We start from the raw sequence: 13,487 nt of genomic DNA on the forward strand, positions 1-13,487 counted from the left end.
ATCGGGTATATGAAATCCCCGCTTCAGCACAGCAAAGGCGCACAAGTGGCGGTCGCCGTGATGGTTGTGCTCGGCTTGCTGGGTGGCTGCCTGATCGTGGCGCATTCAGGTTTCGGCACATCGCCGCGCCGAGGAGGGCCGTCCATATTCGTGCCAGTACCCCAAGCCTATGTGCTCGCATTCACCATGTTTGGCATGTCCATGCTGGGTCTGCTTGCCCTCTTGCAGGGCCGAAGGGTCTCACGCACGGCAAGCGCGCTTGCTGTGGTCCTTTATGCGGTCGTTGTGACGTTTCTCACCACAGCGCTTGCGCCATCGGCTCTTTAAACCAAGCCCCACCACCCCAGCAGCCCACCCGCCGCCAGCAGCCACAGCAGGTGGATGCGGGTACGCCAGACCAGCACGGTCACCACGGCGGTGAGCAGCCACAGGCGCCAGTTATCGGTGGCGCTGCCCTGGCTGGCGGAGAGTATCCAGCCTGTGGCCCCCAACAGGGCAATGACAATGGGCGCCATGCCGGTCTTGAAGGCTCGCACGCCCAGCCGCTCGCGGTTTTTGTGGCCCCAGCGCGCGGCCGCCAGGGTCAGCGTGGTGCTGGGAATCAGGATGCCCGCCATGGTGACACAGGCACCCAGCACGCCCCAGCCCCAGGCAACTGCGCCCGCGGCCAGGCCGCCGGCTGCATTCAGGCCCACATTCCAGCCCAGCAGGGCGATGAACAGCACGTTGGGGCCAGGGGCTGCCTGGGCCAAGGCGATGCTGGCGGTGAACTGGCTGTCTGTTAGCCAGTGCTGCTCCACCACCAGGTAGCGGTGCATATCGGGCGCGGTGGTGATGGCGCCGCCAATGGCCAGCAGCGACAGGGTCAGGAAATGCCCCAGCAGGTGCAGCCAGTCCAGCACGGCCATGGTGATGCTCATGGGTTATTTTCCTGCTGGGCCTTGCGCTCTGCCTTGGCTTGCAGGGTCCGGTAGGCGTAGACGCAGGCTGCACCCCCCACTCCCAGCAGCACCCAGGCCAGCGGCAGTCGCAGGATGGCGATGGCCACAAAGGTGAGGGCGGCCAACACCCAGCAAACGTCCAGCCCCATGGGATTGCTGCGCAGGGCGGTGATCAACTGGAGCCCGGTGGCCGTGATCAGGCCCGCCGCGACCGCACCCATACCACGCAGGGCGCCTTGCACCTGGGGCAGATCGGCCACACCCGAGAAGGCTGCCGCCAGCGCCAGCACAAGCAGCAGGGGAAACAGCAGCATGCCCGCCAGCGCCAGCAGCGCGCCAGGAAACCCGTAGTAGCGGTCGCCCAGCATCAGCGACAGGTTCACCACATTCGGGCCGGGCAGAATTTGCGCCACCGCCCAGTCTTCCACAAACTCCTCGCGCGTGAGCCACTGCTTTTTCTCGACCAGCTCGCGCTGCACAACCGCCAGCACGCCGCCAAAGCCCTGCAGGGCCAGCCAGGAAAAAGAACAGAACAGATCCGACTTGGAAGTAGGGCGCATGGCCGACCAGCTTACCCCAGCGCCAACTGTGCGCAGACCCATTGGCGTACGTCTGCATCGGTGCACAACTGCAGGTGGCCGCGGCCTTCAAACACTGTGGGTGTGATGCCCTGCAAGGTCTGCGCGCGCTGCGGGTAGACGATGTTGTCCTGCGGCGTGAGGGCAATGCGCAGCAGGCTGCGGGTGGCATCCGTTTCTGACGCTGCAAGTTCCTTGAGCCAGTCGCTTTGCCAGCCCATTTGCACGCCGTTGGCGGTGCTGACCATGGCCTTGGCCTGTGTGCCCGCATGCGGTGTGCCCAGCGTGATGGCGCGTGCCACCTGCGCCGTGCCGAAGCGGCGCATCCATGCGCGTATGGCCAGGCCACCCATGCTGTGGCCCACCAGCGCCACCTGGTTTTGGCCAGTCTGCTGGCGCAGCGTTTGCACGGCCTGTTCGATCTGCGCTGCGTAGTCGTCAATCGAGCAGAACAGCGGCTCCAGGTTGATCGCAAGCACCGTGTGGCCCTGTGCTTGCAGGGTCGGCGTCAGCGCCTTCCATACGCGGTGGTTGCAGACAAAGCCGTGCACCAGCAGAACAGGTATGCGCGCCTGGCTGCCCGTAGCGGGCCGCAGCACCGGTGGCGCAAAAGCCCAGGGCTGGCGCAGCAGAAAGAATCGGGCGCTGGCCATGGTTTCACCCAGCAGGGCACGGCCCCACAGAGCCGCAGGTTCCTTTGCGCGGGACTTGAAAAAGCTCAGCACGATGGTGATGGTGTTGCCAACCAGAGGCGCAGCCATGGCCACCAGCAACATGCCGGGCAGCTTTCCGACGAGGCCCGCATTGCCGTCCGTCAGCCAGTAACCCAGTGCTGCGCCAAACAGCATTTGCATGGCAATGGTGATTCTCAGCATGCGGGCAAGCATCAGTGGCTCCTTGTGGGTTTGGCTGCGGCCAGCAACTCCGCAATCTGCGCATCCTTGTCCCGCCACACCTGCTGCACCCAGGCCGAGAAGGCTTCGCGGAAGGCCGGGTCGTTGCCATAGTCGCCTTGCAGCAGCGCGCTCGGAATGGGCAGGCTGCGCACGCGCACGATCACGCGGCGCATGCCCCCGCACAGAAAAGTCCAGAAGCCGGGGATGCCGTCGGGGTAGACGATGGTCACAGCCAGGATGGAGTGGAACTTGTCGCCCATGGCGTTCAGGGCCAGGGCCACGCCGCCGGCCTTGGGCTTGAGCAGGTAGCGGTAGGGGGACAGCTGGCGCGCATGTTTGGCCGGCGTGAAGCGGGTGCCCTCCATGAAGTTGGTCACGCTGGTGGGGATGAGGGCGAACTTGGCGCAGGCGCGGCGCGTGGACTCCTGGTCTTTGGCACGCATCTCGGGATGCTTCTTCAGGTAGGCCTCGCTGTGGCGGCGCATGAAGGGAAAGTCCAGCGCCCACCAGGCCAGGCCAATGACGGGCATCCAGATCAGCTGCTGCTTGATGAAAAACTTCAACAACGGGATGCGGCGGTTGAGCAGGTGCTGCAGCACAAAGATATCGGCGGCGCACTGGTGGTTGCTGTTGACCAGGTACCAGTCATCGGGCCGCAGGCCTTCAATGCCCTGCACATCCCACTGCGTGCGATGCAAGTGGGTCATCCAGGCGCTGTTGCTGGCAATCCAGGTCTCGGCTATCCAGACCAGCACAGGGTCCAGCGCTTGGCGCACGCCACGCATCGGCAAGACCAGTTTGATGGCCGCAAACACCAGCAGGATGGGCACCCAGAACAGGGTGTTGGCCAGCAGCAGGGCAAAGGTCACGAAGCCCAGAAGCGGCGCTGGAAAAGCTTTCAACATAAAGGCAATGGCTGGCAGTGCAGGCTTGGAAAATTCCACCGGCTCGGCAGGACAGGCAGGTTCGGCACGTTTTCGCTGACCTGGGCCGTTACTTCAAGCTGCCTGAGAGAAACTGTGCCAGCCTCTCACTCTTGGGATTGGCCAGCACGGTTTGCGGGTTGCCTTCTTCTTCCACCAGGCCCTTGTGCAGAAAGATCAGGTGGTTGGCCACCTCGCGGGCAAAACCCATTTCGTGCGTCACCACCACCATGGTGCGGCCTTCCTGGGCCAGGGTCTTCATCACCTTGAGCACTTCGGACACCAGCTCGGGGTCCAGCGCGCTGGTGGGTTCGTCAAACAGCATCACCTCGGGCTCTACGGCCAGCGCGCGGGCAATGGCCACGCGCTGCTGCTGGCCGCCACTCATGTGCGCGGGGTAGCGGTCTTCCACGCCCGAGAGGCCCACCTTGGCCAGGTACTTGCGCGCGGTCTCTACTGCCTCGTCCTTGGGCACGCCCAGGATGTGCACCGGTGTTTCGATGATGTTCTGCAGCACCGTCATATGGGCCCACAGGTTGAAGTGCTGGAACACCATGGCCAGCTTGGTGCGCAGGCGCTGCAGCTGCTTGGGGTCGGCGGCTTCGAGCTCGCCGCTCTTGCCCTTGACCAGCAGCAGCTTTTCACCGGCCACTTCAATGCGGCCCTGGTTGGGCTTTTCCAGCAGGTTGATGCAGCGCAGAAACGTGCTCTTGCCCGAGCCGGAGCTGCCGATGATGCTGATCACATCGCCCGCATGCGCGGTGAGGGACACGCCCTTGAGCACCTCGTTGGGCCCGAAGCTTTTGTGGATGTTCTCGACCTGGAGTTTGAGTGCGGTGTTGGACATGGTGTGTGCAATAAAAAGGTCAGTTGCCCAGCAGCGAGCCGGTTCTGAAAGGGGTGGCGCCCGCAATCTTGCCGACTTCGCAACCGGCAGTCACGTAGCGGTTGAGGATGCGGGCATAGAACACGCCGTCCACCCCGGCCAGCACGCGCTCGGCCACGCCATCCAGGGGGTTGATGACCTCGGCCACCAGCTCGCCGGTCTTCATGGTCTGGCCCGGCTGTGCGGCATAGACCACCACGCCAGAGCCTGTGGCGCGCAGTGTCTCGGAGCCGGCCAGCGGCGTGGGCTGGCACAGGGCTGCAGGCACGGCTGGCGTGTTGCCAGTGGCCAGCACGCCCAGGTGCTCCAGGTAGCTGAAGATGGAGCGCGCGTCCTGCATGGCATAGGCATGCGTCACATCCAACTCGCCGCGCAGCTCGATGGTGGTGGTGCAGCAGCCCTGGGGCAGGGGATGGTCCAGGCCTTGGTGCTTCAAGGCCTCGGCCAGGCGCCACCAGGTGCCCGACAGGGCTTCGTCAATTGGGCCGCCACCCGAATCCTTGGCCAGCAAGATGGCCTGGCTGCCCATGAAGTGGGCAATGGGGGCGAGTTGCGGCCAGCAGCTTTCTTCGCAATAGAAATGCATCACGCCTTCGCAGTCGCAATGCAGGTCCAGCACGATGTCGGCATCAAAGGCCAGGCCCAGCAGCGTCTGGCGCAGGCTTTGCAATTCGGTGGCAGGTTTCAAACTGGCCAGGTGTGCGGCCATGGCCTGGCGCACCATGCGCACATTGGCGGCAGGGTCCGCGCCCAGCTTGTCTGTCAGTGCAGGCAGCACGGCCTTCGCAAAGTCGGGGTAGTTGCGGTTGAAGTTTTCCGAGCTGTCGAGCTCAAAGCGCCCCATGGGCTTGTGGTCCAGGCGCTGTGACAGGCCAATGGGGTTGCTCACCGGCACCAGCACCACTTCACCCACCACCTGGCCTGCGGCCTCGGCGGCTTCGAGCAGGGGGCGCAGGTGGTAGGCCACCAGCATGCCGGGTAGCTCTTCGGCGTGCAGGCTGGCCTGGATATAAATTTTCAAGCCACTGCCAGCTTTTCCAAAGTGAAAGCTGGTCAGCGTCTTGTGGCTGCCCAGGCTGGGTGACAACAGGGGGTGGTCTATGCGTTGCATGGCATTCAGTTTTTGCGCGGTGCCAGATGGGCCAGGAAGTGCCGCTCGGCCAACCGGAACACCGCAATCAGGCAGAAGGAGGCCACCAGATAAATGGCAGCTGCGGCAATGTAGGCCTCAAAGGGCAAATAGAAGTCGGAGTAAACGCGGCTGGCCGCAGCGGTGACGTCCAGCATGCTGGGCACGGCACTGGCCAGGCTGGTGCTTTGCAGCATCATCACCACCTCGTTGCTGTAGGCGGGCAGGGCGCGGCGCATGGCGCTGGGCAGCACGATGCGCAGCATCACCTTGAAGCGGCTCATGCCAAAGGCCTGGGCGGCCTCGATCTCTCCGGCATTGGTTTCGCGGATGGCACCGGCCAGCATCTCGGCGGTGTAGCCCGCAGTGTTCAGGCTGAAGGCCAGCAGGGCGCAGAAGAAAGGTTCCTTGAAGTGCGTCCAGGGCCAGACGTCATCCCAGCGCGCCTGTATCCATTCCAGCTGGCCCAGGCCGTAGTAAATCAGGTAGACCTGAATCAGCAGCGGTGTGCCGCGAATCACATAGGTATAGGCGCCCACCACCCAGCGCAGCGGCGCCCAGGGGCCGGTGAGGGCCAGGGCAAAGAGCAGCGCCAGCACCGCGCCAATGCCCAGGGAAGAAAACAGCAGACCCAGCGTGGTGAGAATGCCTTCGCCATACAGCGCCAGGTTTTCTGGCTGGAAAATGACAGACCATTTCATAGCGTTCCCCGTTTGGCGCCCAGGCTGTAGCGGTCATTGAGCTTGCGCAGCGCATACAGGGAGACCGATGTGTAGACCAGAAACAGGGCGGCCGTAAACAGAAAGAAGGCAAAGGGCGAACGCGTGGCGGCACTGGCCTGCTTGGCCAGATACGTCATTTCCTTCAGGCCAATCAGGCTGACCAGGGCCGTGGCCTTGATCAGCACCAGCCAGTTGTTGGTAAAGCTGGGCAGGGCGTAGCGCACCATTTGCGGCGCGGTAATGCGCACAAAGGTCTGCGTGCGGCCCATGCCAAAAGCCCAGGCCGCTTCCATCTGCCCTTTGGGAATACTCAGGATGGCGCCGCGGAAGGACTCGGTCATGTAGGCGCCGTAAATAAAGCCGATGGTCAGCACCCCGGCAAAGAAGGGGTTGATGTCAATATTGCCCTTGCTGCCCATGGCGGTCAGCAAATGGTTCAGGCCAATCGTGCCGCCGTAAAACACCAGCAGCATCACCACCAGGTCGGGGATGCCGCGTATCACCGTGGTGTAGGCCGTGCCTATTGCCACCAGAATCTTGTTGCCCGAGAGCTTGGCCGCAGCGCCCAGTAGCCCCAGCACAATCGACACCAGCAGCGCAAGCAGGGACACGCCCACCGTCAGCAGTGCGCCGTGCAGTATCGAAAAGTAGTAACCGTTCATAGTGCGCCCGATTGTCTGTGAAGCTGACAAACAAAAACGACAGCGGGCATTGTCTGCACGCTGTCGTTCTGTTGTGGGACCGGCTTATTGGCCGTAGACGTCGATGTTGTACTTGGCGAAGTACTTGTCGGCAATGGTCTTGTAAGCGCCCGATGCACGGATGGCCTTGATGCCTTCGTTCAACTCGCCCTTGAGCTTGTCTTCACCCTTGCGCAGGGCAATGCCGGCGCCGTAGCCGTAGTACTTGGGTTCCTTCAGGTCTTCGCCCACCAGTTGGTAGTTGGCGCCTTCGGGCTTGGAGAGGAAGCCGCCGGTGACTTCCATGAAGTCAGCCACGGTGCCGTCCAGACGGCCGGACTTGATGTCCAGGTAGACCTGGTCCTGGGCTTCGTAAGAGTTCACCACCACACCGGCGGTCTTGAGTTCACCCATGGCGTACTTCTCTTGCGTGCTGCCCTTCAGAACGCCGATTTTCTTGCCCTTGATGGACTTGATGTCGGTGAACTTGATGCTCTTCTTCAGCACGATGCGGCTGGGGGTGTTGTAGTACTTGTCGGTGAAGTCCACTTCCTTCATGCGGTCATCGGTGATGGACATGGAGGAGATGATGACGTCGTACTTCTTGGCGTTCAGGCCGGGGATCATGCTGTCCCAGACTTGTTCGACAAACTCGCACTTGCGCTTGATCTGCTCGCACAGGGCGTTGGCGATGTCCACGTCAAAGCCGGTGGGCTTGCCGTCGGCGGTCTTGAAGGTGAAGGGCTCGTAGGTGGGGTCGATGGCGACCATCAGCGGAGCTGCTTCGGCTGCGGGTGCGGGTGCAGAGGCAACCGGTGCCGCAGCAGGGGCAGCCGCAGGCGCGGGCTCTTCCTTTTTGCCGCATGCAGCGAGCAGGGAGACAGCAGCCAGCGTCAAAAGCAGTTTCTTCATGTTGGGTTTCCTAAGGGGTGCCTGCAGCGTGCTGCAAGGCGGGTTGATCGGGTTGAAATTTCATTCTACGGCTCAAAGCACGCAATATTGGTGCCTGTTTCAACTAAGGCCTTGGGGTTTGTACGGTGCCACTGGCCTGCCGAAGTAGCCTTGTTTGGGGGCTGGACATGCGCAAAACCTTACACTCAGTGCTTATCTCCCCCCGGTATCCCTGATGAACGCCCCCCTAGACGTCTCTTTTTTCGCGCGCGCCGCAAAACCGCTTTCCAGCTACCGCAAGTACTGGGCGAGCCGCTTTGGCACGGCCCCCTTCCTGCCCATGAGCCGCGCCGAGATGGACAAGCTGGGCTGGGACAGCTGCGATGTGATCCTGGTCACGGGCGACGCCTATGTGGACCACCCCAGCTTTGGCATGGCCGTGATCGGCCGCATGTTGGAGGCGCAAGGCTTTCGCGTGGGCATCATCGCCCAGCCCGACTGGACCAGCGCCGAGGCTTTCAAGGCATTGGGCAAACCCAATCTGTTCTGGGGTGTGACCGCCGGCAACATGGATTCCATGATCAACCGCTACACGGCTGACCGCAAAATCCGCACCGATGACGCCTACACCCCCGGCGACGTGGCCGGAAAGCGCCCGGACCGCGCAGCCATCGTCTACAGCCAGCGCTGCCGCGAGGCCTACAAGGACGTGCCGCTGATTCTGGGCGGCATCGAAGGCAGCCTGCGCCGCATTGCCCACTACGACTACTGGAGCGACAAGGTGCGCCGCTCGATTGTGGTGGACGCCAAGTGCGACCTGCTGCTGTACGGCAACGCCGAGCGCGCCCTGGTGGAAATTGCGCACCGTTTGGCGGCACGCGAGCCCGTGCTGTCCATTACCGACGTGCGGGGCACCGCCTTTGTGCGTAGGCCCGATGACGAGACCGGGCGCGACTGGTTTGAAATCGACTCCCGCAGCGTGGACGAGATCGGCCGCGTGGAAGCCCACGTCAACCCCTACATGACCACCAGCGAGCAGGCGGCAGAGCAGGGCGCCACCTGCGCCAAGGAAGACGAGGCCAAAGCCGTGGCACAGGCTGCAGAGAGCGCAGGCGCGTCTTCGGCCAGCGTGGCGGCCAAGCCCCAAGCGCCTGCCGCCCCTGCGGTGTCGCCCATTACCTTCCACGCCAACCCCGCGCTCAAGGGCAAGCTCAAGGTGCCGCCGCGTGACCGCTCGGTGATCCGCCTGCCCAGCTACGAGCAGGTCAAGAGCGACCCGGTGCTGTACGCCCACGCCAACCGCATCCTGCACCTGGAGACCAACCCCGGCAACGCCCGCGCCCTGGTGCAGGCGCATGGCGAAGGCGTCACAGCGCGTGACGTGTGGATTACCCCGCCCCCCATCCCGCTCACCACCGCCGAGATGGACCTGGTGTTTGACCTGCCCTACGCACGCAGCCCGCACCCCAGCTACGCGGACGAGAACGGCAGCCATGACGGCGCCACCAAAATCCCGGCCTGGGAGATGATCCGCTTCTCCATCAACATCATGCGCGGCTGCTTTGGTGGCTGCACCTTCTGCTCCATCACCGAGCACGAGGGCCGCATCATCCAGAGCCGCTCGGAAGACTCGGTCATCAAAGAGATCGAGGACATCCGCGACAAGGTCAAGGGCTTTACCGGCACCATCTCGGATCTTGGCGGGCCCACCGCCAACATGTACCGCCTGGGCTGCAAGAGCCCCGAGATCGAGGCGGCCTGCCGCAAGCCCAGCTGCGTCTACCCCGGCATCTGCTCGAACCTGGGTACCGACCACGGCCCGCTGATCAAGATGTACCGCCGTGGCCGCGCGCTCAAGGGCATCAAGAAAATTCTGATTGGTTCGGGCCTGCGCTACGACCTGGCCGTCAAAAGCCCCGAGTATGTGAAAGAGCTGGTGCAGCACCATGTGGGCGGCTACCTGAAGATTGCGCCCGAGCATACCGAGCAGGGGCCACTCACCAAGATGATGAAGCCCGGCATCGGCTCGTACGACAAGTTCAAGCAGCTGTTCGAAAAGTTCTCACTGGAAGCCGGCAAGAAGCAATTTCTGGTGCCATACTTCATCGCCGCCCACCCCGGCACCACCGATGAAGACATGATGAACCTGGCCATCTGGCTCAAGAAGAATGGCTTTAGAGCCGACCAGGTGCAGACCTTCTATCCCAGCCCCATGGCCACGGCCACGGCCATGTACCACAGCGGGCGCAATACCCTGCGCAAGATCCACCGCACCGCCGAGAGCGACGACGAAACCGTGGACATCGTCCGCGGCGAGAAACGCCGCCGCCTGCACAAGGCTTTTCTGCGCTACCACGACCCCAAGAACTGGCCGCTGCTGCGCGAAACCCTCAAGGCCATGGGCCGTGCCGACCTGGTGGGCAATGGCAAGCACCACCTCATTCCCACCTTCCAGCCGCTCAACGACGGCGCGTATGAGAGTGCGCGCAAGAAGAACTCGACGCCAGTGGCGGCCAAGACGGGTATTGCTAGCAAGGCTTCGGGTCAGCCGGTTAAAGGGCGCATGTTGACCCAGCACACCGGGCTGCCGCCCAGGGTGACGGGGGCTGCAGGGTCTGCCGCTGCGGGCAAGGGTGCTGGGCGCAAGGCGCGTTGAGTAGGGCTTGCTTTAACGCTGCGGCCGTCTTCGTGCGCTGCGGGGGTCGGGTGGCCACTATTTGAACGCTACGGCTCCGGGTGGCTGTGCGGGGTTTCCCGGCCAACCCGTTCTAGTCGAAAGAAAGTGGCCGCGTGAACTGCTAGCCCCTTATTGCCTGCATAAGGGCACCAAAATATTCCGCCTTCCCTGTCTTGTAAAGACCGTACCACGCGTCAAGCACCTGAGAAGAGTACAGATTTAGTTTTTTAAATATGTGCTGGGCAAAGTCGATCGGTGCCAGACCTGATGCAGTTATCAGGTCGCCATCGGTGACTGCCAGTGAATCGTCGCAGACGTAGAACGCTTTTCCTTGGTATTGGGTAGCCGCCAAATACTCACGCGCGTTGCTTGTGTGCCGCCGTGTGTCGAGTAGTCCACCTCGGGCAAGCGCTGCAGTTGCACCACATATTGCGGCCACCGGTAAACCCGCCTTCAGGAAGGCTTCGGCCACATCAACTGCCTCTCTATTTGCGCCTGCATCCCAGGACTCTCCGCCGGGCAATATCAACATCGCGCTCTGTGCTGGATTCATGTTGTCCAGTGACATGTCTGGCTCAATGCGCACACCGCCCATGGTGACAACGGATGAACGTTGAAGCGCAACAGTCCTTATGCGAAAGCCTCCGGGGTTCAGTTGAAACCTTGGATTGTTGATTCCAGCAACGGCATAACCAGGTTCCCAATCCGCCAAGCCATCAAAAACGAATAAGTGCACATCCTGTTGCTTCATTTGATGCTCCTTGCCTGGAATATTCACTTTGAATAGTGAAAACCTATGCATATGAAAGGCAATGAGCGGAGCTTCATCGTTGTGTCTGTTTTGTAGATGAACCCGCTCTTCGTCTCAGTGTGATTGACTGCAAGCTGACCACATTGAGGTACCTCAAAAAGTGGGACTGTCTTGGCCAAGTTTTCTCAGTTTTTTTGAATCCCATCGCTGGTTATCGCCTTCGTTCGCAGCAACCGATCCGGGTGGTAACCAGGGCTCGAGTGTGGTGCGGCGGCAAGACAAATATCAAACCCCCCAGCCCAGCACCCTGGCCAAATGCGGCTCTGCAAGCTGGCCTGCGCGGCTTGCAACGCTTGCGTTCAGTCCAAGCCCTCATCACAAGAAAAGGAGCACCACGTGAACCCCTTGCAAAACCCCTTGCGCAGGTCTGCGAGCCTGCTGCTTGGTGCCCTGCTGGTACTTGCCGCGTGGCTGGTCACGGCCTGCGGTGGCGGTGAAAAATTGGATGTAGGCGGTACCGTTTCCGGCCTGGGGACGGGGCAATACGTCGTCCTCCAAAACAATGCCAACAGCGCGCAGGACGCCATCACCATCAAACGCAACGGCAGCGCGGTATGGTTTGAAGTGGCCAGGAAGGGCAGCTTCGCGGTCACGGTGGCCAGCCAGTCCAGCGACTTGGTGTGCAGCGTTGTCAATGGCACAGGCAGCAATGTCAAAGCCAAGGTAAGCGACATCACGGTTACCTGCGCGCCGGTTCCCGTTTATGTGGCGGTGGGCGGCAGCGTCAGCGGTCTGGCAACGGGTGCCACGCTGGGCCTGGTGAACAATGGGGACACGGCCAACGCGCTCAGTGTCAGCGCCAACGGCAGCTTCAGCTTTGCGCAGAAAGTTCTAGCTGGCAGTGGCTATGCGGTCACCATCAGCCAGCAGCCCAGTGGCCAGTTGTGCACGCTGGCCGATGCTTCTGGCACGGCCAGCGCAGATGTGAGTACGGTGAGCGTGGTGTGTGCGGCCACCCCGGTCAGCAACAGCGGCTTTACCATCAGCGGCACGGTGGCGGGCCTGTCTGCAGGCAAGAGGTTGACGCTGCTGAACAATGGCGACACCAAGAGTCCTGCCACGGTTTCTGCCAACGGCAGCTTCAGCTTTCCTGCGGCCGTGGCGGATGGCGGCAGCTACGCTGTCACGGTGTCTGCGCAACCCTCCGGGCAAGTGTGTGGCACCAACTCGGCTGGCAGCAATGTGCACGCCAATGTGACCAGCATCCAGGTGAACTGCATAGGCTTGGGTGGCATTGCCGTGGCGCCCATTCCCCTGTCAGCGCCGCTGTCGGGTGCCGGTACACCCGCTGCCGTGTCAGGCGTGGGCGTGACCACGATAGCGGGTGGCGGCAGCGTGACGGGTGATACGCCTGTGGGCACCGACGCGCTGTTTGTCAGCCTGATCGCCACCATGACCAGTGACGGCGCCAACCTGTATTTCCCCGATATCTATTCCGCGCACGTTGTGATGCGCAAGGTGTCGCTGACGCCGCCCTATGCGGTGACCACGCTGGCCGGTACTTCCAAGCCTGGCAGCAATGGCGCGGTGATCCCCACCGACGCGCCCAATGGTGCCGATGCCGTGTTTGGTGCCATACGCGGCATCACCACCGACGGTGCCTACCTGTACTTCAGCGACAAGACAGCGCACGCCATTCGCAAGATGTCGCTCACGCCGCCCTATGCGGTCAGCACCATTGTCAGCGACAGCACGGCTTTCCCCGAGCCCTATGGTGTGGCCATCAGCCCCGATGGCAGCACCCTGTATGTGTGCGATGCCACGGCGTCCGTCATTCGCAAGGTGGTCATCGCCACCGGTGCTGTAAGCACCTTTGCCGGTGACGGAACCGGCGTGGAGAAAGAGGGCGTGGGGACTGCTGCGGGCTTCATGCAGCCTGCCTACATTGTGATGAACCCCGCTGGCACCACGCTCTACCATGTGGGGTTTTCGGGTGACATCATCAGCGCCATCGATGTGGCCAGCGCCAAGGTCAGCACCATTGCCGGGGTGATCGGCAAGAACAGCGGCAGCTATCCGGCAGCTGGCAGCCAGCAACCCGCAAGCCCCTTGCCGGCCAAGCTGTTTGGCATCACCACCGATGGCAGCAACCTGTACTTCATGGCAGGGGAGGACACCACCCTCAGGGCCCAGTCACTCATGCAGATGTCGCTGGCAAGCGGCGTGGTGACCAATCTGGTGGGCAGCAAGATCGGCTCTGCACAGATCAGCAACACCACCGCGCCCAGCACCACCAGCACGCCCAATGCGGGGCTGCACTTCAATTTCGTATTTGGTGCTCTGGCTTCAGACGGTACCAGCTTGTATGTGATGGATGGGCTTGCCGATGTGTTTGTCAAGGTGCATTGAGGCG

Annotated in this window: 13 protein-coding genes; 3 read left to right on the plus strand and 10 right to left on the minus strand. The window is 62.3% G+C overall.

Going from position 1 to position 13,487, the window contains the following annotated elements; genetic code table 11:
* Nucleotides 1-9 precede the first annotated feature (9 nt).
* Nucleotides 10-327 (plus strand): hypothetical protein, encoded by a 318-nt coding sequence (locus tag DIC66_RS01050; protein ID WP_147321213.1) that lies wholly within the window; start codon nt 10-12, stop codon nt 325-327.
* Here the strand turns inward: DIC66_RS01050 and DIC66_RS01055 are convergent.
* The 9 genes from DIC66_RS01055 to DIC66_RS01095 form a co-directional block, all read right to left on the minus strand.
* Nucleotides 324-920, minus strand: coding sequence for a chromate transporter (locus DIC66_RS01055; protein ID WP_117173182.1), 597 nt, complete (start codon nt 918-920; stop codon nt 324-326). The genes DIC66_RS01050 and DIC66_RS01055 overlap by 4 nt on opposite strands.
* Nucleotides 917-1,501, minus strand: coding sequence for a chromate transporter (locus DIC66_RS01060; protein ID WP_233505737.1), 585 nt, complete (start codon nt 1,499-1,501; stop codon nt 917-919). The genes DIC66_RS01055 and DIC66_RS01060 overlap by 4 nt, the downstream gene beginning before the upstream one ends.
* An 11-nt stretch (nt 1,502-1,512) precedes the next feature.
* The gene (locus DIC66_RS01065) at nt 1,513-2,406 is read right to left on the minus strand and encodes an esterase/lipase family protein (RefSeq protein WP_117173186.1); all 894 of its coding nucleotides are present in this window, start codon (nt 2,404-2,406) and stop codon (nt 1,513-1,515) included.
* On the minus strand, nt 2,406-3,320 hold the full coding sequence (locus tag DIC66_RS01070) for an acyltransferase (RefSeq protein WP_117174094.1): 915 nt from the start codon (nt 3,318-3,320) through the stop codon (nt 2,406-2,408). The genes DIC66_RS01065 and DIC66_RS01070 overlap by 1 nt, the downstream gene beginning before the upstream one ends.
* A gap of 88 nt (nt 3,321-3,408) precedes the next feature.
* Nucleotides 3,409-4,185: an ABC transporter ATP-binding protein gene (locus tag DIC66_RS01075; RefSeq protein ID WP_117173188.1), complete on the minus strand. Its 777-nt coding sequence runs from the start codon at nt 4,183-4,185 to the stop codon at nt 3,409-3,411.
* Between the two features lie 19 nt (nt 4,186-4,204).
* Nucleotides 4,205-5,335, minus strand: a complete 1,131-nt coding sequence (locus tag DIC66_RS01080) for a succinylglutamate desuccinylase/aspartoacylase family protein (RefSeq protein WP_117173190.1) — start codon at nt 5,333-5,335, stop codon at nt 4,205-4,207.
* A 5-nt stretch (nt 5,336-5,340) separates the two neighbouring features.
* Complete coding sequence (locus DIC66_RS01085; RefSeq protein ID WP_117173192.1) at nt 5,341-6,054, minus strand: ABC transporter permease; 714 nt, start codon at nt 6,052-6,054, stop codon at nt 5,341-5,343.
* Nucleotides 6,051-6,737 (minus strand): ABC transporter permease, encoded by a 687-nt coding sequence (locus tag DIC66_RS01090; protein ID WP_117173194.1) that lies wholly within the window; start codon nt 6,735-6,737, stop codon nt 6,051-6,053. Before DIC66_RS01090 ends, DIC66_RS01085 begins: the two co-directional genes overlap by 4 nt.
* A gap of 84 nt (nt 6,738-6,821) precedes the next feature.
* On the minus strand, nt 6,822-7,667 hold the full coding sequence (locus DIC66_RS01095) for a transporter substrate-binding domain-containing protein (RefSeq protein ID WP_117173196.1): 846 nt from the start codon (nt 7,665-7,667) through the stop codon (nt 6,822-6,824).
* 214 nt (nt 7,668-7,881) lie between these two features.
* Here DIC66_RS01095 and DIC66_RS01100 point away from each other — a divergent pair, with 214 nt between their 5' ends.
* Nucleotides 7,882-10,302, plus strand: a complete 2,421-nt coding sequence (locus DIC66_RS01100; protein ID WP_117173198.1) for a YgiQ family radical SAM protein — start codon at nt 7,882-7,884, stop codon at nt 10,300-10,302.
* A gap of 142 nt (nt 10,303-10,444) precedes the next feature.
* Here DIC66_RS01100 and DIC66_RS01105 read toward each other — a convergent pair whose 3' ends face one another.
* On the minus strand, nt 10,445-11,074 hold the full coding sequence (locus tag DIC66_RS01105; RefSeq protein ID WP_117174096.1) for a type 1 glutamine amidotransferase family protein: 630 nt from the start codon (nt 11,072-11,074) through the stop codon (nt 10,445-10,447).
* 396 nt (nt 11,075-11,470) lie between these two features.
* Here DIC66_RS01105 and DIC66_RS01110 point away from each other — a divergent pair, with 396 nt between their 5' ends.
* Nucleotides 11,471-13,483: an NHL repeat-containing protein gene (locus tag DIC66_RS01110; protein WP_147321214.1), complete on the plus strand. Its 2,013-nt coding sequence runs from the start codon at nt 11,471-11,473 to the stop codon at nt 13,481-13,483.
* The last annotated feature ends 4 nt before the right edge of the window (nt 13,484-13,487 follow it).

Origin of the sequence: Rhodoferax lacus, assembly GCF_003415675.1 — a bacterium.
Classification (GTDB): domain Bacteria; phylum Pseudomonadota; class Gammaproteobacteria; order Burkholderiales; family Burkholderiaceae_C; genus Allorhodoferax; species Allorhodoferax lacus.